This is a genomic window from Rhodopseudomonas telluris (assembly GCF_042432815.1).
GTDB classification, from domain to species: Bacteria; Pseudomonadota; Alphaproteobacteria; order Rhizobiales; family Xanthobacteraceae; genus Rhodopseudomonas; species Rhodopseudomonas telluris.
The window spans coordinates 778,877-803,004 of the sequence record NZ_JBHLWM010000001.1; the positions used below are offsets into that span (position 1 = coordinate 778,877).

21 protein-coding genes are annotated in these 24,128 nt (G+C 65.8%); 15 read left to right on the top strand and 6 right to left on the bottom strand.

Features of this window, described 5'->3' with window-relative positions:
• Window positions 1-7: 7 nt before the first annotated feature.
• Window positions 8-1,288 carry a sensor domain-containing diguanylate cyclase gene (locus tag ACFFJ6_RS03560; protein WP_378384428.1) on the bottom strand — a complete coding sequence of 427 codons (1,281 nt, stop codon included), beginning with the start codon at window positions 1,286-1,288 and terminating at the stop codon, window positions 8-10.
• An 854-nt stretch (window positions 1,289-2,142) separates the two neighbouring features.
• Here ACFFJ6_RS03560 and ACFFJ6_RS03565 point away from each other — a divergent pair.
• Window positions 2,143-3,585, top strand: coding sequence for a KAP family P-loop NTPase fold protein (locus ACFFJ6_RS03565; protein WP_378384430.1), 1,443 nt, complete (start codon window positions 2,143-2,145; stop codon window positions 3,583-3,585).
• Between the two features lie 495 nt (window positions 3,586-4,080).
• Entirely contained in the window at window positions 4,081-4,431 is a 351-nt protein-coding gene (locus tag ACFFJ6_RS03570; RefSeq protein ID WP_378384432.1) for a hypothetical protein, read from the top strand.
• Between the two features lie 267 nt (window positions 4,432-4,698).
• Here the strand turns inward: ACFFJ6_RS03570 and ACFFJ6_RS03575 are convergent, their stop codons facing one another.
• Window positions 4,699-5,406, bottom strand: coding sequence for a DUF1013 domain-containing protein (locus ACFFJ6_RS03575; protein WP_378384434.1), 708 nt, complete (start codon window positions 5,404-5,406; stop codon window positions 4,699-4,701).
• Between the two features lie 257 nt (window positions 5,407-5,663).
• Here ACFFJ6_RS03575 and ispH point away from each other — a divergent pair, with 257 nt between their 5' ends.
• The 3 genes from ispH to rnhA all read left to right on the top strand — a co-directional run bounded on the left by ispH (window position 5,664) and on the right by rnhA (window position 8,167).
• Window positions 5,664-6,629 carry a 4-hydroxy-3-methylbut-2-enyl diphosphate reductase gene (ispH, locus tag ACFFJ6_RS03580; protein WP_378384436.1) on the top strand — a complete coding sequence of 322 codons (966 nt, stop codon included), beginning with the start codon at window positions 5,664-5,666 and terminating at the stop codon, window positions 6,627-6,629.
• 96 nt (window positions 6,630-6,725) lie between these two features.
• Entirely contained in the window at window positions 6,726-7,706 is a 981-nt protein-coding gene (locus tag ACFFJ6_RS03585) for a homoserine kinase (RefSeq protein ID WP_378384438.1), read from the top strand.
• Complete coding sequence (gene rnhA, locus ACFFJ6_RS03590; protein ID WP_378384440.1) at window positions 7,703-8,167, top strand: ribonuclease HI; 465 nt, start codon at window positions 7,703-7,705, stop codon at window positions 8,165-8,167. The genes ACFFJ6_RS03585 and rnhA overlap by 4 nt, the downstream gene beginning before the upstream one ends.
• A gap of 134 nt (window positions 8,168-8,301) precedes the next feature.
• Here rnhA and ACFFJ6_RS03595 read toward each other — a convergent pair whose 3' ends face one another.
• The 4 genes from ACFFJ6_RS03595 to ACFFJ6_RS03610 form a co-directional block, all read right to left on the bottom strand.
• On the bottom strand, window positions 8,302-8,787 hold the full coding sequence (locus tag ACFFJ6_RS03595) for a peroxiredoxin (RefSeq protein WP_378384442.1): 486 nt from the start codon (window positions 8,785-8,787) through the stop codon (window positions 8,302-8,304).
• Between the two features lie 194 nt (window positions 8,788-8,981).
• Complete coding sequence (locus tag ACFFJ6_RS03600) at window positions 8,982-10,670, bottom strand: long-chain fatty acid--CoA ligase (RefSeq protein ID WP_378384444.1); 1,689 nt, start codon at window positions 10,668-10,670, stop codon at window positions 8,982-8,984.
• A 234-nt stretch (window positions 10,671-10,904) separates the two neighbouring features.
• Window positions 10,905-12,323, bottom strand: a complete 1,419-nt coding sequence (locus tag ACFFJ6_RS03605) for a D-alanyl-D-alanine carboxypeptidase family protein (protein ID WP_378384446.1) — start codon at window positions 12,321-12,323, stop codon at window positions 10,905-10,907.
• Window positions 12,324-12,494: 171 nt separating this feature from the next.
• Window positions 12,495-14,303, bottom strand: coding sequence for a glucan ABC transporter ATP-binding protein/ permease (locus tag ACFFJ6_RS03610; RefSeq protein ID WP_378384448.1), 1,809 nt, complete (start codon window positions 14,301-14,303; stop codon window positions 12,495-12,497).
• Between the two features lie 414 nt (window positions 14,304-14,717).
• Between ACFFJ6_RS03610 and ACFFJ6_RS03615 the strand changes: the two genes are divergently transcribed.
• The 10 genes from ACFFJ6_RS03615 to nuoK are packed head-to-tail and all read left to right on the top strand — an operon-like array spanning window position 14,718 to window position 24,128.
• A complete protein-coding gene (locus ACFFJ6_RS03615; protein ID WP_378384450.1) occupies window positions 14,718-15,107 on the top strand; it encodes an NADH-quinone oxidoreductase subunit A in 390 nt (129 codons plus the stop codon).
• A complete protein-coding gene (locus tag ACFFJ6_RS03620; protein WP_378384452.1) occupies window positions 15,104-15,730 on the top strand; it encodes a NuoB/complex I 20 kDa subunit family protein in 627 nt (208 codons plus the stop codon). The genes ACFFJ6_RS03615 and ACFFJ6_RS03620 overlap by 4 nt, the downstream gene beginning before the upstream one ends.
• Window positions 15,727-17,472 carry an NADH-quinone oxidoreductase subunit C/D gene (nuoC, locus tag ACFFJ6_RS03625; protein ID WP_378384454.1) on the top strand — a complete coding sequence of 582 codons (1,746 nt, stop codon included), beginning with the start codon at window positions 15,727-15,729 and terminating at the stop codon, window positions 17,470-17,472. Before ACFFJ6_RS03620 ends, nuoC begins: the two co-directional genes overlap by 4 nt.
• Window positions 17,469-17,954 (top strand): NADH-quinone oxidoreductase subunit NuoE, encoded by a 486-nt coding sequence (gene nuoE / locus ACFFJ6_RS03630; RefSeq protein WP_378384456.1) that lies wholly within the window; start codon window positions 17,469-17,471, stop codon window positions 17,952-17,954. The genes nuoC and nuoE overlap by 4 nt, the downstream gene beginning before the upstream one ends.
• The gene (locus ACFFJ6_RS03635; RefSeq protein WP_378384458.1) at window positions 17,951-19,237 is read left to right on the top strand and encodes a complex I 51 kDa subunit family protein; all 1,287 of its coding nucleotides are present in this window, start codon (window positions 17,951-17,953) and stop codon (window positions 19,235-19,237) included. Before nuoE ends, ACFFJ6_RS03635 begins: the two co-directional genes overlap by 4 nt.
• Window positions 19,234-21,852, top strand: a complete 2,619-nt coding sequence (gene nuoG / locus ACFFJ6_RS03640) for an NADH-quinone oxidoreductase subunit NuoG (RefSeq protein WP_378384460.1) — start codon at window positions 19,234-19,236, stop codon at window positions 21,850-21,852. Before ACFFJ6_RS03635 ends, nuoG begins: the two co-directional genes overlap by 4 nt.
• On the top strand, window positions 21,849-22,808 hold the full coding sequence (nuoH, locus tag ACFFJ6_RS03645) for an NADH-quinone oxidoreductase subunit NuoH (protein ID WP_378384462.1): 960 nt from the start codon (window positions 21,849-21,851) through the stop codon (window positions 22,806-22,808). The genes nuoG and nuoH overlap by 4 nt, the downstream gene beginning before the upstream one ends.
• The gene (gene nuoI, locus ACFFJ6_RS03650; RefSeq protein ID WP_378384464.1) at window positions 22,805-23,320 is read left to right on the top strand and encodes an NADH-quinone oxidoreductase subunit NuoI; all 516 of its coding nucleotides are present in this window, start codon (window positions 22,805-22,807) and stop codon (window positions 23,318-23,320) included. The genes nuoH and nuoI overlap by 4 nt, the downstream gene beginning before the upstream one ends.
• Window positions 23,317-23,823, top strand: a complete 507-nt coding sequence (locus ACFFJ6_RS03655) for an NADH-quinone oxidoreductase subunit J family protein (RefSeq protein WP_378384466.1) — start codon at window positions 23,317-23,319, stop codon at window positions 23,821-23,823. The genes nuoI and ACFFJ6_RS03655 overlap by 4 nt, the downstream gene beginning before the upstream one ends.
• Window positions 23,820-24,128, top strand: a complete 309-nt coding sequence (gene nuoK, locus ACFFJ6_RS03660; protein ID WP_378384468.1) for an NADH-quinone oxidoreductase subunit NuoK — start codon at window positions 23,820-23,822, stop codon at window positions 24,126-24,128. Before ACFFJ6_RS03655 ends, nuoK begins: the two co-directional genes overlap by 4 nt.

Here is a 24,128-nt window from a genome sequence, read left to right on the forward strand (position 1 = left end):
AACGACGTCAGTTCACCTGGACGCAGTTGCGGCCGGCATGCTTGGCCCGATAGAGCGCCTGGTCGGCCCGCCGGATCAGTTCGTTGGCATCGCGCTCCTTGGGCTGGCGCTCAGCGACGCCGATGCTGACGGTGAAGGCCACAGGTCCGCCGGTCTTCCAGTCGTGCCGGACGTTCTCGTGCGCGATCCTCAGCCGCAGTTTCTCGGCCAGCGCCGTCGCCTGTTCCAAGCCGACGCCCGGCAAGGCCGCGACGAACTCTTCACCGCCCCAGCGGGCGAAGATGTCCTCGGCGCGCGTAGAGGCCATCGCCACGCGGGAGAGGGCGCGCAGCGCGTCGTCGCCGATATCGTGCCCATAGTTGTCGTTGATCTTCTTGAAATGGTCGATGTCGAGCATGAACACGGACAGGTCGGCATCTGTGGCGAGCACGTCGCCGACCACCTCCAGGAACTCGCGCCGGTTCGGCAGTCCGGTCAGTTCGTCTGTGACCGCCTGCTTCTGCAGCAAATCCATCAGGCGCACGCGATCGGTGATGTCGCGGATGACGGCGGTGAATTCTTGCACTCCACCGACACTGATCTTGGAGATGGCGATCTCCACCGGCAGCAACGTGCCGTCGCGGTGCAGACCGTAGACCCGGTTGCGTTCGTCCATCTGGCGCGAATGGACAGGAGAGCGGGTGAACTGCTGCATATACTGGCGGTGGTTGGTGCGGAACTTCTCCGGCAGTAATCGCTCGATCGGCTGGTTCAGGACTTCGGCGGCCTGGTACCCGAACAAGGTCTCGGCCGAGCGATTAAAAAGAGTGATGTTATGCTGCTGGTCGACGGTGATGATGGCATCGTAGGCGGCGTCGACCACCGAGCGGAACCGGGACGTCGATATCTCGAGTTCCTGTCTCAGCAGCATCTTGGCGGTAATGTCGAGGCCCGTGATAAGAATCTCGGTCACGGCAGTCCCGCCATCGGTGTGATGGAACGGCTTCAGCGAGAGACGCCACCAGTAGGTGCCTTCGCGCAGGTCATAAGCCTGTTCCACCTCCTGCGGCACGCCCGTCGCGAAGCATTCCTGCAGCTTGTCGCGGAAGGCTGGTCGCGCATAGTTCGGGACCACGGCGTCGAACGGCACCGGGAAGAAACCGATGGCTGGCTGGCCCCGTCCCAACATCCGAAGGAACTTGTCGTTGCACGCGCGAACGACGAGAACTCCCCCTTCGTCTCTGCCGACGAGAGCGACGCTCGCCTCGATGCTGTTGACGAGGTTCTGGAGTTCGGTCGGGCCATCCATCACAAATCTCCAGAACGCGAATCTGCCCCTGCGCAGCGCTCAGGTCCGAAGTCTCTCGCGTTATCTGAGGGGGGTAAGGCGTAGGTATCCGGGTATTAAAGGCGTCATGACTTAAAATTCCGCTACCTGTCCTGGCGGCTTCAGAACGGGCGGGCACGGCTGAAACGCAGCCTCTCTTCGACTGCCAAGTCGCGCATCGCGCTGCCGGACCGCGCGGTCGCCAGGTGGCAAACGCCAGTTTCCGCAAGCCGCAGCGCGCCCCCTCTCCCGCTCGCGGGAGAGGGGGTGAGGGCGACGCGGGCAGTGAGTCCGCGTTCGTGGAGAGGAGTGCCCTCACCCGGATCGCTGCGCGATCCGACCTCTCCCGCAAGCGGGAGAGGTTATGCCGCGCTCGGCGACGGGCTGCGCTCCGGCAACGGACATGCGCGACGACCCAGGGCCTGCTGCGAGAGAAATAGATCCCGCCCCAAGCCGCAGCGCGCTCCCTCTCCCGCTTGCGGGAGAGGGCTGGGGTCAGGGCGCCGCGAGCAGTGAGTCTCGTCCGGAGTAATTCGTAGGGCGGGTTAGTCGAAGGCGTAGCCCGGCGATACGTGACTTCGATGAAGGCGGCGGATTACGCTGCGCTCATCCGCTCTACGAGCTGGGACGATAGAGGAGGGAGCCGTGAACGCCGTAGCCCGCATGAGCGAAGCGACATGCGGGGAGCGGTCGTCCCCGGGTGTCGCTACGCTCACCCGGGCTACGCTTGCTAAGTGGTAGCTGAGAAGGGTTGTCGACTACAGAATTGTTGATATTCCAAATTAATCGAGCGGATTCATATTCGCCGGGGTGTTTTTTGCGAATGGATGGCAATCATGGAGGATGAAATATCCGCAATATGGCGCGGCGATGCCTTCGAAAGGCGAGGCGAGGCCGAATTTCTGATCTCTTTTATTGACGGTCGATTAGCTGAGCGGCGATTAACGGATGGACCAAAATCATTTGTCCTGAATTTAGATGCTCCCTGGGGAGAAGGAAAGACTTACTTCCTTGAGCGGTTCCGGAATCACTTAGCATCAATTGGGCGGGCCGCCGCATTTATAAACGCCTGGACGGACGATTATTCTGAAGATCCGTTGCTCGCGTTTATGGACGGTATAGAGCGTGCCGTATCAAGTAGCCCGTCCGTTTCGCAGGCCGCGAAGAGGACCTTCCGGAAGGTGGTTGCAGCGGGTGGTGAATTGGCTGTGGCTGGGACCAAGGGATTAATTGCTCAGACAGCCAAGAGATACGTTGGTGGAGCAGCCCTTGATGAAATGGTTCAGATACTAGGCGATTCCGCGAAAGAATCCGCAAAAGATGCGGGTAAGGAAATTGAGCGGACCTTCGATAAATTTATCGAGGCAGAGGCGAGTGCGCTCCTCGAAAAATTTCGGCGTAATAAAAAGACGGTCGAAAACTTCAAATCACACCTCGGCGATTTCGTCTCTAAGCTTCGGGCTGAAGACAAGACGCCACTCTATATTTTAGTGGATGAGCTAGATCGTTGCAGGCCAAATTACGCTATCGAATTGTTGGAGCGTATCAAGCATCTGTTTGATATGCCTGATGTGGCATTTGTAATTGCAACTGATGCCGATCAATTGGCCCAAGCTATGGGGGCTGTGTATGGAGTGAATTTTGATGGGAGGCGTTACCTTCATCGATTTTTTGACCAGAGCTATTCGCTGGACCGAGCGGAGAAGCGCGCATTCTTGGAAGATCTGCTGGTTCGAAAACCTATCGTGCTTGAACGCTTTTGTCTGCCGCTCGATGTTGGTCTTGAAGCTTATCTAAATGATGGCTTCAAGCAGTTTGCTTTTGGTCCAAGAGATATTCAGCGGTCTTATGACATAATCCGCAGCATAGGTTCTGCCTGGAACAAGAGTATTCCAGTCGAACTAACGGTACTTTTTCCAATGGTCTTGGGGTGCCAAATGGGGTTGACGCCGGCGTTTACTAACCAATTCGCAGAAGCGTTGAACCTGCGACGTGAAAAGCCGAGGAAATGGTTCGTTCAGATCGGTAACAGTTATTCCGGTGTTGCAGTTGATAGGGTCGATTCAATTGATCTCTTTCAAGCCTTTGTTTTATACGGTCAGAATCCGCTTAAGGATATTGTTGAAAATCGGGGCGATGATTGGAGGCGATGGGTGATAACTAAGTTTCATGATGAATTTGTCAGGCTTAATTTCAGTAGTTTCAATCCGCTTGATCCGGAATTGACAATCATGCACAGCTATCCATTCCTCATACGGAGCGCCGGGCGCCTCAATTGATCCCCATGCTTGACAATCTTACAACCTAGGTTTATATACCTAGTCACTCCGCCCCATCGAGGGGCGCGATCCGGGACGCTGGTCGTCGCGGGGCGGGGTGTGGCGCCTGCGGGCGTGGGGTGGACGTCACCCTGCGCACTCGGGTCGCCGTCCGGCCCCACTACGGGGGTCTGCCACTTGTTAGTTGGCTGGACGGGCACAGGTGAAGGCGGAGAAATCCCGCCGGATCCGTCGGGTTTGATTACCCGTGCCTGTGCCCGGAAGCACGGCCCTGAGGCGCAAAGTCGCCACGGTGGAGCGTCGAAAGGCGTTTCGCGGCGCTGATCGCCGGCGATCCGGCGCGCAGTGCTGCGGCACTACTAACAAGGTTGCGCCTTTCGGCGCTCCGCCTCCCTCTTTGGGGGAGGCCAACCGGGACGGCCGAGCCGGCGCACAGCCGACAACGCATCGCCGTGCCTGCTTTTCAGCACATCGTCAGCAAGACAGGAGAGGCCGATGGCCGGTGATGTCGACGACGTCGAGGTGATTTACGACGACGAATTCCTGGCGCGGCGCGACCGGGAGGCGGAGAGGGCGCGCGCGGTCGCCGAGGCCGAGATGCTGCAAGCGCTGCGCGCCGAGGATCGTGAGCGCAGCAAACGCGCGGTGCGCCGGCGGATGTCGGATTCGCTGGGCGGTTGGCGCAGGTGCCGACTGAAGGTCTGCCGCCGCGCCCGGTGCTGCCGCACCGACGCCACGCAATGCGTCGGCCACAACGCCTGGCCGCTCGCCGAGGAAACCGCCGCGATCGAGGCGTACTACGAAGCGTTGCAGCGGCATTGGCAGGCGGTCGCGGCGCAGCGGTGATCGGGCGGGGACGATCGCGAGGAGCGGGCAGGCGCGCGCTGCGCCGGGCAGCGACGGGTTTCGCTGCGCTCGCCCCATCCTACGAATGGGGCGCGGCCTTGCTCTCTGTTCGTCATCCTCCGCGACAGCGGAGGATCCAGTATTCCAGAGGCTTCGCGTTCAGCCGCGGACGCCCTGGGATACTGGGTCGCCCGGTCGAGCCGGGCGATGACGTGGGTGGGTGGTGCGGGCGATGACGAGGGTGGGAGGCGCGCCCGCTGCGCCGGCTCAGAAGCCTTCTTCGTCCTCGTCGTCGTGCTTCTTGCCGCCGATGGTCTTGAGCTTGGCGAACACGGCGTCGACGTTGAGGTCGTCCTCGCTCTTGCCGGAGGAGGGCTCGTACTCGTCCTTGCGGGTGGTCTCGGAGGCCGGCAGCAGGGTGGCGCCGCCGTACTGCGTGTCGGTCGGCTTCTCCTTGGCGGCGCGCTGCACCTCGAAGTCGAGGTCGAGCTGCGAGCACAGGCCGAGCGTCACCGGATCCATCGGGGTCAGGGTCGCGGCGTTCCAGTGGGTACGGTCGCGCACCGAGGCGATCGTGGTCTTGGTGGTGCCGACCAGGCGCATGATCTGCGCGTCCTTGAGTTCCGGATGATTGCGGACCAGCCAAAGGATCGCGCTCGGGCGCTCGTGGCGGCGCGACACCGGGGTGTAGCGCGGGCCCTTCTTCTTGGCGGCCTGCGGCAGCACGACCTTGCTCTCGGCGAGCTTGAGGCGGTGGTCCGGGTCCTTCTCGCCCTTTTCGATCTCGTCGCGGGTGAGCTGGCCGGTCGAAATCGGGTCCATGCCCTTGATGCCCTGGGCGGCGTCGCCGTCGGCGATCGCCTGGATCTCCAGCGGGTGCATCTTGGTGAAGTCGGCGACCTGGTCGAACGACAACGCCGTGTTGTCGAGCAGCCAGACGGCGGTGGCCTTCGGCATCAGCGGTGCGTTGCTCATGGCAAATCTCCTTTGTCCCTTGCCCCTGGGACTTCTGAGGCAAGGCGGGTCATCGGCGATGACGGGAATTGGCGCTTATATATGCTGCCTGAGGCGATACGCGCAATGGTCCTGCTAAAGTGCTGGCGCCAACGGCCTTGACAGGACCGCAATGCCGTCCCAATTCCTTGACCAAGACGAAACACTCGCAACGCCACGAGGTGTTGCCGGGTGGCCGCCGCCGGCGGCATGTGGGCAAGCTTCCCGGATCGCGTAAAATGCTGGCCAAACCGCCTCTGAAGATCGTGCTCTGCTCACCGCGCGGTTTCTGCGCCGGGGTGGTGCGGGCGATCGACACCGTCGAGCGTGCGCTGGCGCTGTACGGTGCCCCGGTCTATGTCCGGCACGAGATCGTCCACAATAAATACGTGGTCGACAGCCTGCGCGCCAAGGGCGCGATTTTCGTCGAGGAACTGGAGGAAATTCCGGCCACATCCGCCCCGGTGGTGTTCTCCGCCCACGGCGTGCCGAAATCGGTTCCCGAAGACGCCATCAAGCGCAATTTCTTCTCGGTCGATGCGACCTGCCCGCTGGTCACCAAGGTGCACCGCGAGGCGGCGATCCACTTCAAGCGCGGCCGCGAGATCCTGCTGATCGGCCATTCGCATCATCCGGAAGTGGTCGGCACGCTCGGCCAGCTGCCGCCCGGCGCGGTGACGCTGATCGAGACGGCGGCCGACGCCGCCAGCTTCACCCCCAAGGATCCGAACAATCTCGCCTTTGTGACCCAGACCACGCTGTCGATCGACGATACCGCCGGTATCGTGGCGATCCTGCGCGATCGCTTTCCGAACATCTCCGGGCCGCACAAGGAAGACATCTGCTACGCCACCACCAACCGCCAGGCGGCGGTGAAGAAGGTGGCGCCGGTGGTCGATGCCATGATCGTGGTCGGCGCGCCGAATTCGTCGAACTCGCAGCGGCTGCGTGAGGTCGCCGAGCGCGAGGGCTGCAAGGTGTCGGTGCTGGCGCAGCGCGCCTCCGACATCGACTGGGCGCAGTTCGAGGGCATCACCAGCCTCGGCCTCACCGCGGGCGCCTCGGCCCCCGAGGTGATCGTCGAGGAGATCATGGGCGCCTTCGCCGAGCGTTTCGAACTCAGCGTCGAGACGGTGTCGGCCGCGGAGGAGAACGAGTTCTTCCCGCTGCCGCGCGTGCTGCGCCCGGACGCCGCCGCCGAGTAGCGGTGGGGAAGGGGCCGGCCGCCTGGGCCCGCCCTTTCATTGCCGGCCGCATTGGTCTACCAAGCCGCCACGATTCCTCGCTCACCGGGACACGCCATGGCGGTCTATACCGACGTCGCCGCCGACGACCTTGCCGCATTTCTGGCGCCCTACGATCTCGGCGACCTGTTGTCCTACAAGGGCATCGCCGAGGGCGTCGAGAATACCAACTTCCTGCTGCACACCACCCGCGGCAGCTTCATCCTGACGCTGTACGAAAAGCGCGTCGCCGAAGACGACCTGCCGTACTTCCTGGCGCTGATGGCGCATCTGGCCGCGCGCGGCGTCAGCTGCCCGCAGCCGGCCAAGACCCGCGACGGCACGATCTGCGGCACGCTGTCGGGCCGCCCGGCGGTGGTGATCAATTTCCTCGAAGGCGTCTGGCCGCGCCGCCCCGGCGTCGTGCACTGCGCCGGCGTCGGCGAGGCGCTGGCCCGGATGCATCTCGCCGGCCTGGATTTCCCGCACTATCGCAGCAACCCGCTGTCGGTCGGCGGCTGGCGGCCGCTGTTCAACATGGCGGCCTCGCGCGCCGACGAGATTCAGCCCGGCCTGCGCGACTTCATCGCCGCCGAGCTGGCGCATCTCGAAGGCTGCTGGCCGCAGCAACTGCCGACCGGCGTGATCCATGCCGATCTGTTTCCCGACAACGTGTTCTTCATCGGCGACACCCTGTCGGGCCTGATCGACTTCCCGTTCGCCTGCAACGACATCCTGGCCTACGACGTGGCGATCTGCCTGAACGCCTGGTGCTTCGAGCCGGATCTCGCCTTCAATGCCACCAAGGCGCGGGCGCTGCTCAGCGCCTATCAGCGCGCCCGGCCGCTGAGCGAAGCCGAGCAGGCGGCGCTGCCGCTGCTGGCGCGCGGCGCGGCGATGCGTTTCCTGCTGACCCGGCTGGTGGACTATCTCGACGTGCCGGAAGGCGCGCTGGTCAAGCCGAAGGATCCGCTGGAATACGTCCGCAAGCTGCGCTTCCAGCAAACTGTCGCCACCATCCGCGATTATGGTGTCGAAGCTGCGGGAGCGGTGGCGTGAGCGACGAGGCGAAGCCGGTCATCATCCACACCGACGGCGCCTGCTCCGGCAACCCCGGCCCCGGGGGGTGGGGGGCCATCCTGAAATTCGGCGACGTCGAAAAAGAGCTCAAAGGCGGCGAGCCGCAAACGACAAACAATCGCATGGAGCTGCTGGCGGCGATCTCGGCGCTCGAAGCGCTGAAGAAGCCGTGCACGGTGGCTCTCTATACCGACAGCCAATACGTCAAGAACGGCATCGGCAGCTGGATCCACAACTGGAAGCGCAACGGCTGGAAGACCGCCGACAAGAAGCCGGTCAAGAACGTCGATCTCTGGCAGCGCCTCGACGCCGCGCTGAAGAGCCACACCGTTCGCTGGCACTGGGTCAAAGGCCACGCCGGCCACGCCGAAAACGAACGCGCCGATCAATTGGCGCGGGATGGGCTGGCGGAAAACCGGATGAAGGCGCGAGTGAAGTAGTTCGCCGTCATCCTGAGGTGCGAGCGCAGCGAGCCTCGAAGGATGACTGACATGAGTGCCCGCGGCTCATCCTTCGAGGCGCGCGCGAGAGCGCGCGCACCTCAGGATGACGAACTTCGTGTAGTTAATTCAGTTCACAGCTGCCCGAGCAGCGTGTCGCCGCCGGAGACTTCGACCTTGCCGGGATTCGGCTCGAGGTTGAGCTGCTTGACGACGCCGTCGTCCACCAGCATCGAATAGCGCAGCGAACGCGTGCCGAGGCCGAAGCCCGAGCCGTCCATTTCCATGCCGATCGCCTTGGTGAACTCGGCGTTGCCGTCGGCGAGGAAGATCGCTTCGTCGCGCTGGTCGGTGTCGCGCTTCCAGGCGTTCATCACGAAGGCGTCGTTGACCGAGACGATGGCGATGCTGTCGACGCCCTTGTCCTTGATCGCATAGGCGTTGAGGAAGATGCTGGGCAGGTGCATCTTGTGGCAGGTTCCGGTGTAAGCGCCGGGCACCGCGAACAGCGCGACCTTCTTACCCTTGAAGATGTCGTCGGTGCTCTTGGACTGAACCCCGTCCTCGGTCATGACGCGAAACGTCGCGCTCGGCAATTTGTCGCCAACCTTGATGGTCATCTGCGGTCTCTCCCTGAATAGGTGCGACCGGTTCTAGCCTGCGGGCATGACACTGACAACATTGGGACGCGTGCGGGCTGGCTCAGACTTGCCCTGAGCCTTCGTCGTCTTGCGAAGGAGTACAGCCTCAAATGCAGTCATTCCGGGGCGCTCGCGCAGTGAGCGAACCCGGAATGACGGTTGCGAGGCAGCAGTCACGCTGCAGCCTGGCCCTTCTTCTCGTCGCGCAGTTCGCGGCGGAGGATCTTGCCGACATTGGTCTTCGGCAGCGTGGTGCGGAATTCGATGTGGCGCGGCACCTTGTAGTTCGTCAGCTCGGTGTGACAGAACTTGATGATGTCCTCGGCCGTGACGTCCGGGTCCTTCTTGACCACGAACGCCTTCACGGCCTCGCCGGTCCGCTGGTCGGGAATGCCGATCACGGCGCATTCCAGCACGCCGGGATGGCTGGCGATCACTTCCTCGACTTCGTTCGGGTAGACGTTGAAGCCCGAAACCAGGATCATATCCTTCTTGCGGTCGACGATCTTGGTGAAGCCGTCCGGGCTCATGATGCCGACGTCGCCGGTGCGGAAATATCCGTCGGCGGTCATCACCAGCGCGGTCTCGTCCGGGCGATTCCAATAGCCGGCCATCACTTGCGGGCCCTTGGCGCAGATTTCGCCGGCGGTGCCGAACGGCACTTCCTTGCCCTCGTCGTCGCGGATCGACAGATAGGTCGAGGGCACCGGAATGCCGATCGTGCCGTTGAATTCGGTGACCGTCGCCGGGTTACAGGTCAGCACCGGCGCAGTTTCCGACAAGCCATAGCCTTCGGCGATCGGGCAGCCGGTCATCTTCAGCCAGGATTCCGCGACCGGCCGCTGCACTGCCATGCCGCCGCCGTTGGAGATCTTCAGCTTGGAGAAGTCCAGCTTGTCGAAGCCCGGCGAATGCAGCAGGCCGTTGTACAGCGTATTGACGGCGGGGAAGCTGTTGACCTGGTACTTCGACAGTTCCTTGATGAACCCGGGCATATCGCGCGGATTCGGGATCAGCAGATTGACGCCGCCGGCGCGCAGGCCGAGCAGGTAGCAGGCCGTCAGCGCGAAGATGTGATACAGCGGCAGCGCGCAGACGATGAAGAGCTGATCGACCTTCGGCGGCTTGTCCAGCGCCGGCTGCAACCAGGCGTCGTTCTGCAGCACGTTGGCGACGACGTTGCTGTGCAGCAGCGTGGCGCCCTTGGACACGCCGGTCGTGCCGCCGGTGTATTGCAGGAACGCGACGTCGTTCGGCCCGATCGCCGGCTTGGTGAACTTCTGGTTGCGACCGGCCGCGACCGCGTCGTTGTAGCTGACGGCGCCCGGCAGCGAGAAGGCCGGCACCATCTTCTTGACCTTGCGGACCACCAGATTGACGATGACGCCCTTGAAGCCGAGCAGGTCGCCCATGGTGGCGACGATGACGTGTTTCACCGAGGTCCTGCCGATCACCTGCGCAACCGTGTTGGCGAAATTCTCCAGCACGATGATGGCTTCGGCGCCCGAGTCCTTGAGCTGATGCTCGAGCTCGCGCGGCGTATACAGCGGGTTGACGTTGACGACGGCAAAGCCGGCGCGCAGCACGGCGGCGATCGCCACCGGATATTGCAGCACGTTGGGCATCATCAGCGCGACGCGCGCGCCCTTCTGCAGACCCTTGCCATGCAGATAGGCCCCTAGCGCGACCGACATCTCGTCGAGCTCGCGATAGGTGATGGCCTTGTCCATGCAGATGAAGGCTTTGCGGTCGCCGAAGCTCTTGAAGCTCTCTTCGAACAGCTCGACCAGCGACGGATAGCGCGTCACGTCGATGTCAGCCGGCGCGCCCGGCGGGTAGTGCTTGAGCCAGATCCGCTCCATGGTGTTTTCCTCACATCGCCGGGAGCGCGAAGCCCCGCGTTATTGATTGTCGCACATCGCCCTGCCGCGGCGAATTGGCCGAAAGGCGCGGCAAGTCGAGCTGTCGAATGTCAGCCGAATACTACTGAGCGAGTATTGGGGGAAGCCGCCGACGAACGCAAGCTGACCGGCCGCCGCATGCTGCCGGCCGTCAAGCTAAGTTAACACTGGAGGACCGTGGCCGATGCACGCCGCTCACGTGCCGGGCTTGGCCTCGCTGCTGGCATTCGCCGCGGGTTTCGCGGCCGCCTTGGGCTTGGGCTTGGCGGCTGGCTTGTCGGCGCCGGCCTCCGGTTTGGTGCTGGCGTGCTTGGGAGATGCAGGCTTCGCGGCCGTCGGCTTCGCCGCGGTCGCCTTTGGCTTGGTGGTATCAATCGTCACCGAAGTCCGGCCGTTCGATTTCTCGCTGGCGGCGGCTTCCTTGGCTTCCGCCGCGGGCTTGGTACCCTTCTTCTTGGCGGTCTTCTTCTTTTTGCCTTCGGCGGCCTGCCGATCGGCGTCGTGGGCCGTCGCGGCGATCAGCGCTGCGCCGGTTCGGGTCGGGCCGGTGTAGACGATGACCGGTTCGGTCGGCGCGGGAGCGGCGGCGATCATGTCGACCGGGCGGAGCGCGGGCGGCGAGAACATCGACAGCGCGGTTTCGCCCGCGGCGATCACGCCGGCGACCTGCTCGTCCTCGTCGCTGGCCGGGCGCTTGCGCTTCGGGCCGCACATCTCGTCGCGCAGGTTCGGCGGGGTGGCGTCGATCGGCGCCAGATTGTCCACGGTGCCGAGCGACGGCGTCAGCCAGGCGAGCGTGTTGGCGGAGAAGCCGCGCTCCAGCAGCTGGGCCGCTTTTACGGCGCGGTCCTGACCGGAATTGGCGCCGAGCACGACGGCGATCAACCGCCGGCCATTTCGAGTCGCGCTGGCGACGAGATTGTAACCGGAGGCGCAGATGAAACCGGTCTTGAAGCCGTCGGCGCCCGGATAACGGCCGATCAGCTTGTTGAAATTGTAGGTGACGCGCTTGCCGAAACGGATCGCCGGAATGTGGACGAAGTACTCGTACTCCGGCAGATCGCGGATCACCGCGCGGGCCAGGATGGCGAGGTCTCGCGCGGAGGTGACCTGGCCGTCGGCCGGCAGTCCGTTCGGATTGACGTAGTGGGTCTGCGTCATCCCGAGGCGTTGGGCGGTCGCGTTCATCATCTCGGAGAAGCCGTCGATCGAGCCGCCGACGCCTTCGGCCAGCACCACCGCCATGTCGTTGGCCGACTTCACCATCATCATCTTCAGGGCGTTGTCGACGGTGAGCTGGGTGCCCGGGCTGAAGCCCATCTTCGACGGCGACTGCGCCGCCGCGACCGGCGAAACCGTGAGCAGCGAGTCGAGCGTCAGCCGGCCTTCCTTCACCGCCTTCAGCGTGACGTAGGCGGTCATGATCTTGGTGACCGAGGCCGGGTACCACGGATAGGTGGCGTTCTCCGCCTGCAGCACCTTGCCGGTGTCGGCTTCGATCAGCAGCAGCGCTTCGGCGGAGGCCAGCCGCGGCAGAGCCGTCAACCCGAGCAGGGCGGCGAAGAGGATCCAAAACAGCGATGATCTGCGAGGCTGCGCGGTGAAGAAAGGCACTATCCGATTCCGGTCCTTTGAGATCCGTCCCAAGGCGGGCGGAGTCTTTACGGGTTGACGTTCGGGTTCAGGCGATGGCCCAGCAGACCCGACCCTATACCGGCTTGTGCTCGTCGAACAGAGCTAGGAGGCGGTTAATCGGGGATGAAAGGGGCCGAAATTCGGCGGTGCTCAGAGCTGGGCGGCGTTGTCGCTGGTGGCGGTTGCGACGGCGGCCCGCGCGTCCTCCTGGACCATGAACTGCGCGCGGGCGAGCTCGGCGAAATGGCCGCGTTGCGCAACCAGTTCATCGAAGGTTCCGCTTTCGATCACCTTGCCGTTGTCGAACACGAGAATGCGCGTCGCATGGCGGATGGTCGAGAGCCGGTGGGCGATGACGAAGGTGGTGCGGCCCTTCATCAGCTCGTCGAGCGCGAGATTGACCTTGGCCTCGGTTACGGCATCGAGCGCCGAGGTGGCTTCGTCCAGGATCAGGATCGGCGGGTCCTTGAGCAGGGCGCGGGCGATCGACAGCCGCTGCCGTTCGCCGCCGGACAGCATCCGGCCGCGCTCGCCCGCATTGGTGTCGAAGCCGCGCTCGCTGCGCTCGATGAACTGCAGCGCTTGCGCGCGCTCCGCTGCCTGGCGCAGCTCGGCGTCGGTGGCGTCCGGCTTGCCGACGCGCAGATTGTCGGCGATCGAGCGGTTGAACAGCAGCGCCTCCTGGAACACCACGCCGATGTTGCGGCGAAGCCCCGCCAGCGTCAGGCCGCGCACGTCCATGCCGTCGATCTTGACCGTGCCGGACTGTGGATCGAACGCGCGATGCAGCAGCGCGATGGCGGTGGACTTGCCGGCGCCGGTGGCGCCGACCAGCGCAATCGTCTGACCCGGCAGCGCGGTCAGCGTCAGGTCTTCGATCGCCGGGCGTTTGCCATCGTAGGAGAACGAGACCTTGTCGAATTCGACCAGGCCCGTGACGCGGCCCGGATCGATCGCGTCGGGCCTGTCGCGGACCGCCGGCACGGCGTCGAACACGGTGATGAACTCCTGCAGCCGCGGCGCTTCCATCATCAGGCTGTTGATGAAGCTCACCACCTGTTCGAGCCGCTGGATCAGCAGCGTCGCGAACGACACGAACATCACGATCTCGCCGACGCTGGTGAGGCCCTGCTGATTGAGCCAGATGCCGAGCGCGAAGATTGCCAGCACGGTGATGGTGGTGGAGGCGCGGGTGATCACGGTGACCAGCGCCCACCACGACAGCACCGGCATCTGCGCGGCGAGCAGCTTGTCGGCGACGAAGCGCAGCCCCTGCACCTCGGCGTCGATCCGCACGAAGCTCTGCACCAGCGCGACGTTGCCGAGCGCATCGGAGGCGCGGGCTGACAGATCGCTGTACTGCTCCTCGACCTCGTTCTGCATGCCGTAGGTCTTGTGCACGACCAGCGTCGTCAGCACCGTGAACACGCCGCACAGCACGAACAGCAGCACCGCCAGACGCCAGTTGATATACAGCGACAGCGGCAGCAGCACGAGCAGCGACAGCACCGCGGCGAAGTGCTCGCGGAAGAAGCCGAGCCAGACGCGCCACAGCGCGTCGGTGCCCTGCAGCATCACCTTCATCAGCCGGCCCGAATGGGTACCGGTATGGAAGGTCAGCGGCAGTTGCAGGATGTGCTCGAAATAGCTGGTGAGGATCACCTGGCGCTGGCGATGCGCCAGACGGTCGGCCTGCAGCGCCACCACGGCCGAGCAGATGATGGTGAACAGGCCGAACGACGCCCAGGCGGCGAGCAGCGGCCAGGGCGACCGCGCCTCCGGCACCAGCGCGCCGGTCGCGAGGTTGCCGCTCATCACGTCGACGATCCGGCCGAACAGCACCGGCTCGGCGAATTGCGCGACGGCCAGCAGCAGGTTGGCGACAGCGAGCGCCCAGCCGAGCCGGACCTCCTTGCCAAGCAGGCGGAGCACGCGGGTATAGAGACGTAGCAGCGACATCGACCGCCCCCGAACGATGGAACTGTAGGATTAGATGATTTGCCGCGGCGGCGGAATGTGCGTCTGCGGACGAAGCTGTGAAGCGGCGTCGGCCGATGCGTCCGGGCCCGGAGTGGGAGCGGGTTTGGCAGGGCGGCATGGTGCCGCAGTTGGCCCGGCGCCCGAATCACAGGGGGGTCGACAGGCCCGATCAGGACGGTGGAAACGCCGCAGTCACGGGGCTTTTTGACAAATTTTACCGTTGGTCAACCTGCGGATATCGAAACGGGATTTCTCCCCTGCGGAGGTCGGACCTTGATCGGCGTCAACGGTCCTTGACGCTCCGGATGACATGGTGACGATGCATCGAACGTTCCAGTAGCCTGACCGGCTTCGGGGCGCGCGTGCTTCCTGTCGTCCCAAGGAGCCCCGCCGGTGAGCGACCTGATCTTCCCGATTGATCCGGGCGCCGCACTCGCCATTCACGTGGCGCTGTCGGCCGGCATCGTCGCCGCGATCATTGTGGTCGCCGCCTGGCTGCGCGAGAAGCGCTCCGGCGCGCGCGCCGACGTGCCCTATGAGGGTGGCGTGCTGCCGGCCGCGCCGCAGCAGGGGCCGGTGAATGCGCCGTATTTCCTGATCGCAGCGCTGTTCGTGATCTTCGACATGGAGGCGGCGATCCTGTTCGCCTGGGCGGTGGCGGCGCGCGACACCGGCTGGCTCGGCCTGATCGAGGCGGCGGTGTTCATCGGCGTGCTGCTGCTGGCGCTGGTCTATCTGTGGGCCGACGGCGCGCTCGACTGGCACAAGGAGCGCAAGCGATGACGTTGCAGCCGCCGAATTCGCTGGAGTCGGTCGAGCTCGTCTCGGTCGAAGAACATATGGCGCTGTCGAGCCTGTTCACCACGCTCGAGGACCTCACCGCTTGGTCGCGCAAGCACAGCCTGTGGCCGTTCAACTTCGGGCTGTCGTGCTGCTACGTCGAGCAGGTCACGGTGCTGACGCCGGTCTATGACCAGGCGCGGTTCGGCGCCGAGGTGATCCGCGCTTCGCCCCGGCAGGCCGATCTCCTGGTCGTGTCCGGCACCGTGTTTCACAAGATGGCCGCGCCGCTGCTGCGGCTGTACGAGCAGATGCGCGCGCCGCGCTGGGTGATCGCGATGGGTGCCTGCGCCTGCTCGGGCGGCATGTACGACATCTATTCGGTGGTGCAGGGCGTCGACCGCTTCATCCCGGTGGACGTCTACATCCCCGGCTGTCCGCCGCGGCCGGAGGCGATGCTCGATGCGCTGATCATGCTGCAGCAGCAGATCGGCAGCGAGCGACGCCCGCTCGGCGTCACCGTCGGCAACACCGCCGGACTCGGCTTCGATGCCCCGCGTCGGCGCGACCAGCGCCACGACGAACGCATGGCGCAGACCCTTCTCGATCCGCCGGAGCGATTGTGAGCAGATCCGACCTCGTCGGCGAGCTCAGCGCGCGGTTCGGAGACGCGGTGCTGAGCGAGCAGATCACGCGCGACAGCTTCCCGACGGTGTGGATCCGGCCGGAGGCGACGATCGCCGTACATCGTTACTTGAAGGACGAGATCGATCGGCCGTTCAAGATGCTGGTCGACCTGTGGGCGATCGACGAGACCGCGCGAAAACATCGCGAAGGCCAGCCGCCGAGCGGCATCACCATCGCCAGCCATCTGCTGTCGCACGACCGCAACGCCGATATCCGGATCAAGACGGCGCTCGATGCGGAGTATCCGCGCGCCAAGTCGATCGGCAGCGTGTTTGCCAATGCGCTGTGGTACGAGCGCGAAGCCTACGACATGTTCGGCGTCGAGTTCGAACTGCAGCCGCACTCGCTGCGCATCCTGCTGCCGCCCGGATGGGAAGGCCATCCGATGCGCAAGACCCAGCCGGGGCGCGCCACTGAGCGGCCGTTGTTCAACATGACCGCCGCGCTGTTCGACGCCAAGGAGCACGCGCTCGCCGCCGATCCGGAGAAGTTCGGCCTACCGACGCATCGCGACGGCGTCGAGCTGATGATCCTGAACTACGGGCCGCATTCGATGGCGACCCACGGCGTGTTCCGCATCGTGCTGGCGCTCGACGGCGAGGAGATCGTCGCGGCGCGGCCGGACATCGGCTTCCACCATCGCGGCGCCGAGAAGATGGCCGAGCGCCAGACCTGGCACAACTTCCTGCCCTACACCGACCGCGTCGACTATCTCGGCGGCGTGATGGGCGAGATGCCGTATCTGCAGGCGGTCGAGAAAGCCTGCGGCATCACTCCGCCGGATCGCGCGCTGACGGTGCGGATCATGCTGTCGGAGATGTTCCGCATCATGAACCATCTGCTGTTCTACGGCACCATGGCGCAGGACACCGGGGCGATGTCGCCGGTGTTCTACATGTTCACCGATCGCGAGCGCGGCTACCGCGTCATCGAGTCGATCACCGGCGCGCGGATGCATCCCGGTTACTTCCGCATCGGCGGCCTGTCGATGGATCTGCCGGAGGGCTGGGACAAGATCATCCGCGAATTCCTCGATTGGATGCCGTCGCGGCTCGACGACTACGAAGGCATGGTGCTGCGCAACGAAATCTTCCGCGCGCGCACCAAAGGTGTTGCGGCATACGATACGGCGATGGCGCATGAATGGGGCGTGACCGGGCCCGGGCTTCGCGCCACTGGCCAAGCCTGGGATGTCCGCAAGGCGCGGCCCTATGCGGGTTTCGAACATTTCGACTTCGAGATTCCGACCGGCCACAATGGCGATTGCTACGACCGCACGGTGGTGCGGGTCGAGGAGATCCGGCAGTCGCTGAAGATCATCCGGCAGTGCGTCGACAACATGCCGTCCGGCCCGATCAAGGCCGACCATCCGCTGACCACGCCGCCGCCGCGCGAGCGCATGCTGCACGACATCGAAACCATGATCCATCATTTCGTCGGCGCGAGCTGGGGCCCTGTGCTGCCGGCTGGCGAATACACGGGACAAGTTGAAACCGTACGCGGACTGACGCAATTCGCGCTGATTTCCGACGGCGAGCCGTCGAGCTATCGCACCCGCATCCGCACGCCGTCGTTCCCGCATCTGCAGATGATATCAGCCGTTGCGCCCGGCATGATGGTGGCGGACCTCGTCGCCTATCTGGGCAGCATCGACTATGTGATGTCGGACGTCGACCGATGAGCCTCAGCGCCCCGATCAAGACGGCGATCGCGCAGGCTGCTGCCGCTCATGGCGGCAAGGCGGCGATGCTCGACGCGCTGAAGCTGGTGCAGGAAGCCGAGGGCTGGGTGTCCGACGAGCATCTGGCCGAGGCCGCGCGCACGCTCGGCGTCACTACCGCCGAGATCGAGAGCCTCGCGACGTTCTACAGCCAGATCTTCCGCCGTCCGGTCGGCGACACCGTGATCCTGCTGTGCGACGGGCTGAGCTGCTATCTGTGCGGCGGCGACGCCGTGCGCGATGCGGTGATGAGCAAGCTCGGCATCGGCTTCGGCGAGACCACCGCCGATGGAAAGTTCACGCTGATCAACATCTGCTGCGTCGGCGGCTGCGACCGTGCGCCGGTGGCGCTGGTCGGCCCGGAGCGCAAGCTGGTCGGGCCGCTGACGCCGGACGCGCTCGATGCGCTGATCCGTGGCAACGCTACTGGAGGTGCGCGATGAGCGACAAGCCGCTCACCGGCCGCGCCCGCGCCGATCGTCAGCCGCACAGCCTCGCCGCCTGGCGCGGGCTCGGCGGCTACGCGGCGCTGATGCAGGCGCTGAAGCGCCACAGCCCCGAGGCGGTCATCGCGATGGTCGAGGCCGCGGGCCTGCGCGGCCGCGGCGGCGCGGGTTTCCCGACCGCGAACAAATGGCGCTTCATGCGCAGCGGTGCCGAGAAGGCCGGGCCGGGTCCGCGCTATCTCTGCGTCAACGGCGATGAGACCGAGCCGGGCTCGTTCAAGGACCGCCTGCTGATGGAGGCGCTGCCGCATCAACTGATCGAGGGCGCGCTGATTGCCGCCTACGCGATCGGCGCGACCGAAGTGATCATCCTGGTGCGCGACGAGTATCGTGCCGCCGCGACGGCGCTGACCCGCGCGATCGCCGAGGCGGAAGGAGCCGGCCTGCTCGGCCGCGATATTCTCGGCTCGGGTTTCGATCTCACGATGCGGGTGCACGCCTCCGCAGGCCGTTACATCGTCGGCGAGGAGACTGCGCTGATCGCCGCGCTCGAAGGCGAGCGCCCGGTGCCGCGGCATCGGCCGCCTTATCCGGCGGTTAGTGGACTGTGGGGCAGGCCGACCACGGTCAACAACGTCGAGACGCTGTCGGCCGTGCCGTCGATTATCGAGAACGGTGCGGACTGGTATCGGTCGCTCGCGCGCAGCGAGGAGGGCGGCACCAAGCTGTACGGCGTTTCCGGCTGCGTGACGCGTCCGCAACTGATCGAAGCGCCGATGGGGACGACCGCGCGCGAGTTGCTCGAGCTGTGCGGCGGCATCCGCAACGAGCGTTCGCTGTTCGCGTTCCAGCCCGGTGGCGGCGCGACGGCGTTTCTCGAAACCGCCGATCTCGACGTCCCGCTCGACTTCGCCCACACCAAAAAAGCCGGGTCTTCGCTCGGCACCGGCGCGCTGATCGTGCTCGACGACCACGCCTGCCCGGTCGCGGCGATCGGTCGGCATATGCGGTTCTATGCCCGCGAGAGCTGCGGGCTGTGCACGCCGTGCCGCGACGGCCTGCCGTGGGTGGCGAAGCTGCTCGATACGCTGGAGGCCGGCAACGGCACCCGTGGCGATATCGAGTTGCTGCATCAGCACGTCGCGCTGTCCGGGCCGTCGGGCCGGTCCTATTGCGATCTCAACACCGGCGCGCTGACGCCGCTGCGCAGCGGGCTCGAACGCTTCGGCGATATCTTCACTGCCCACCTCGCGGGCCATTGTCCGGTGGGCCGCGCATGACGAAGAAGATCGACATCGACGGCCGCATCATCGAGGCCAGGGACGACGAGGACCTGCTGTCGGCGTGTCTGACGCACGGCATCGACGTGCCGTATTTCTGCTGGCACGGCGCGCTCGGCTCGGTGGGCGCCTGCCGGCAATGCGCCGTCAAAGTCTATGCCGGACCGGACGACACCGAAGGCCGCATCGTTATGTCGTGCATGACGCCGGTCGCCGATGTCGAACGCGTCTCGGTCAGCGATCCGGAGGCCACGGCTTTCCGGGCCCAAGTGATCGAATGGCTGATGGTCAACCATCCGCACGACTGCCCGGTGTGCGAGGAAGCCGGCTCCTGCCATCTGCAGGACATGACGATCGCGACCGGCCACCTCGACCGCCGCTATCGATTCACCAAGCGCACGCACCGCAATCAGGATCTAGGCCCGCTGCTGACGCACGAGATGAACCGCTGCATCGCCTGCTATCGCTGCACGCGGTTCTATCGCGACTACGCGGGCGGCCGCGATCTCGATGCGTTCGGCGCGCATGACAACGTGTATTTCGGCCGCGCCGAGGACGGCGTGCTGGAGAGCCCGTTCGCCGGCAATCTCGCCGAAGTCTGCCCGACCGGTGTGTTCAACGACAGGGGGTGGTCGGAGGATTATGCGCGCAAATGGGACATGCGGGCCACGCCGTCCATCTGCCCGCATTGTGCGCTCGGCTGCAACATCCTGGTCGACCAGCGCGGCGGCCGGGTGCGCCGTGTGCAGAACCGGTATCACGGGGCGCTCAACGGCTACTTCATCTGCGACCGGGGGCGCTATGGCCCGCTGCATGTCGTCTCGGATCATCGGCTGAGTCAGCCGCTGATGCATGGCGAGCCGGCGAGCGAGCACGACGCCTGTGCGGCGGCGCATGCGGCCGTGGCCGAGGGCGCGATCGGCATCGGTTCGCCGCGCGCCTCGCTGGAAGCCAATTACGCGCTGCAGCGGCTGGTCGGGCCGGAGCGGTTCTTCGCCGGCGTCTCGGATGCCGAGGCACGGCTGGTGCGGCGCATCGTCGAGATCGTCCGCGCCGGGCCGGCGAAGGTCGCCTCGCTCGCCGAGGTCGAGCGTGCCGACGCGGTGCTGGTGCTGGGCGAGGATCTGACCAACGCATCGCCGCGCCTGGCGCTGGCGCTGCGCCAGACCGCGCGCGGCGCCGAGCGCGAACTCGCCGCGCAGAAGGGCGTGCCGCAATGGCTCGATCCGGCGGTGCGCACCGCCGGCGAAGGCCGCCGCTCGCCGATCGTGCTGGCGACGCCGCTGCCCGACGCACTCGACGACATCGCCACGCTGTCGCTGCGCTGCGATCCGCAGAGGATTGCCGCGTTCGGGGCTGCGATCGCCGATGCGCTCGGCGGCAAAGCGATCGCTGATGCGGAGGCACAGCGCGTAGCCGAGATCCTTGCCGTTGCGCAGCGGCCATTGATCATCGCGGGCTGCTCGCTCGGCGCAGCCGGGATCGTCGAGGCGGCTGCGTCCATCGCGTCGGCGCTCGGCGCCAAGGCGAAGATCGCGCTGCTGACGCCCGAGGCCAACAGCCTCGGCCTGGCGCTGCTCGGCGGCGACGGCATCGAGAGCGCCGCGGCGCTGCTCGAGCGCGGCGCCGCCAAGACTGCGATCGTGCTCGAAGCCGATCTGTTCGACCGCGCGCCGCGTCCCAGTGTCGAGCGGCTGTTCGCGGCCGCTAAAGCCGTCGTCGCGCTGGATGCGATGGCGAGCGAGACGACGGCGCGGGCCTCGGTCGCGCTGCCGGTCGCCGCGTTCACCGAATGCACCGGCACCTTCGTCAACTACGAAGGCCGCGCGCAGCGCTTCATCGCCGCGCTGCCGCCGTCGGAGACAGCGCCATCGTCCTGGCGCCGGCTCGATGCGTTCGGCGCCGGGGATTGGCACGGCCTCGACGCGCTGATCGGCGACCTGATCGTCGAGCGTGCCGATCTCGTCGGTGTCGCCGATGCGGCGCCGGACGCCGACTTCATGATGGCCGACGGCCAAGTCACCCGCGCGCCGCGGCCGTATTCGGGCCGCACCGCGGACGATCGCGCCGGGCAGTTCGCCGACGCCGCGCCGCCGATCGATCCGGATTCGCCGCTGACTTTCGGCATCAAGGGCGCGCGCGGGACCAAAGTGCCGCCGGCGCTTATCACCAGCTACAAGACCTCCGGTCAGCACTCGGCCAACAACGTCACGCGCTTCGTAGAAGAGATCGGCGGCCCGCTGCGCGGCGGCGATCCCGGCGCGATACTGTTGAAGGCGGGCGAAATGTCGTTGCCCGATGCGGCTGCGCCGGCGCCGGTGGACGGCGAGGGGCTGCTGCTGATCCCGCTGCACGACGCCTTCACCGGCTTCGATCTCAGCCGCGCCAGCGCATTGCTGACGGCGCGGCGGCCGCAGCCGCGCCTGCTGCTGCATCCGGACGACGCCGCGATGCAGCGCCTCGCGGAGGGCGCTGCGGTGCTGATCGACGGCCAGCCTTGCACCGCGCATGTCGCGCTCGACGCATCGCTGCCGCGCGGCTGCGTCGCGATCAGCGCGGGCCTGATCGTGCCACGCGGGCCGCTGCGCCGCGTGCGGGTGGAGGCGGCGTCATGATCGGGATGATCATCACCGCGACGATCTCGGCGGCGCTGATCATGGCGCTGCTGGTGATCGCCGGCACCTTCACCTGGGTGGAGCGGCGGCTGCTCGGCTTCGTGCAGGAGCGCTATGGCCCCAACCGCGTCGGGCCGTTCGGCTCGCTGCAATGGGTTGCCGATACGGTGAAGATCCTCACCAAGGAAGATGTGCCGCCGCCCGGCGCCGACAAGTTCACCTACATCCTGGCGCCCGCAGTCGCCGCGACGCCGGTGCTGATCGGCTTCGGCGTGGTGGCGATCGGCGACGGCGTCGCGCTGGCGCCGGTCGATGTCGGCGTGCTGTTCCTGCTCGGCATGCTCGGGCTGACAGCTTACGCCGTGCTGCTCGGCGCCTGGGCCTCGCACAATCGCTTCTCGCTGATGGGCGGCATGCGCGCCGCGGCACAGATGCTGGCCTATGAGGTGTTCCTCGGGCTGTCGCTGATGGGCGTGGTGATGCTGGCCGGCTCGCTGTCGATGAGCGAGATCGTCGAGGCGCAGCGCGGCGCCTGGTTCGTGCTGCTGCAGCCGCTCGGCGCAGCGTTGTTCACCATCGCGGGCGTCGCCGCCGCGCACCGGCTGCCGTTCGACCTGCCGGAATCCGAGAACGATCTCGTCGCCGGCTTTATCACCGAATACACCGGCATGTCGTTCGGCCTGTTCTTCCTCGGCGAATATCTCGCGGTGCTGCTGGTGTCGGCGCTGGCGGTGACGCTGTTCTTCGGTGGCTGGCTCGGGCCGTGGCTGCCCGGCCCAGTATGGTTTGGCCTCAAGACCGGCGTGATCGCCGTGGTGTTCGTCTGGCTCCGGGCCACGCTGCCACGGCCGCGCTACGATCAGTTGCTGAGCTTCGCCTGGAAAATCGCGTTGCCGCTGTCGCTGCTCAATCTGCTGCTCACCGGCATCGTCGTGGTGGCGAGGAGTGCGCCATGATCGGATGGCTCGAAGCCCTGCTGCGGGTCGGCCGCAAGCTGTTCGTCAAGCCGGAGACGCAGCTCTATCCCGAAGAGAAGCCGAAGCTGTACCCGCGCACGCGCGGCCGCATCGTGCTGACGCGCGATCCGGACGGCCAGGAGCGCTGCGTCGCCTGCAATCTGTGCGCGGCGGTGTGCCCGGTCGGCTGCATCGATCTCGCCAAAGCCGTGGCCGAGGACGGCCGTTGGTACCCGGAGCATTTCCGCATCAATTTCGCCCGCTGCATCTTCTGCGGCTTCTGCGAGGAGGCGTGCCCGACGGCGGCGATCCAGCTCACGCCGGATTTCGAGCTCGGCGAATGGCGCCGCGATGCGCTGGTCTACGAGAAGCACGATCTGCTGATCGCCGGCGAGGGCAAGGTGCGCGGCTATCGCTACTGGTCGGTCGCCGGCAAGGCGATCGATGGCAAGGACAAGGGCGAGGCCGAGCACGAAGCGCCGCCGGTCGATCTGAAGGGGCTGCTGCCATGAGCCTGTCGCTCGCGCTCTATGCCGGCGCCTTCGCCCTCGTCTCCGCCGCGCTCGCCGTGACCCGGCCCAATGCGGTGCATGCGCTGCTGTATCTCGTGGTGACGCTGCTGGCGCTGGCGGTGTGCTTCTTCGCACTCGGCGCGGCGTTCGCGGCGGTGCTGCTGATCATGATCTATGCCGGCGCGATCGTCGTGCTGTTCGTGTTCGTGGTGATGACGCTGCCGACCTCGCCGGAGGCGACGGCGCGCGAGCGGCTGACGCTGCGCGGGGCTTGGCCGTTGCCGCTGCTGATGTCGGCGCTCGTGATCGCGCCGTTCGCGTTCGGGCAGTTCGGCATCTCGGCCAACACCGTCGCTGCGCCGGTGTCGGCGCAGGAGGTCGGGCGGCTGCTGTTCGGGCCGTGGGCACTGGCGATCGAACTCGCCTCGTTGCTGCTGCTCGCCGGGCTGATCGGCGTCCGGCATATCGGCCGCAGCGATCGCGCATCGGGGAAGCGCCCATGACCGGCTCGGATCTGATCGGCCTGATGATCCTCGCCGCCGGCCTGTTCGCGATCGGCCTGTTCGGCGTGCTGGCACGGCGCGGCATCATGTTTCAGCTCGTCGCGCTGGAAGTCGCGCTCAGCGGCCCCGCGCTCGCCTTCGTGGCGGCTGGCGCGTATCACGCCGATCCGCAAGGGCAGGGGATGTTCGTCCTGGTGCTGACGCTGGCCGCCGCCGAGGTTGCGGTCGGGCTGGCGCTGCTGCTGCGGATCCGCCGCGTCGCCGGCAGCGATGACAGCGATCTGATCAGCGGCATGAAGGGGTGA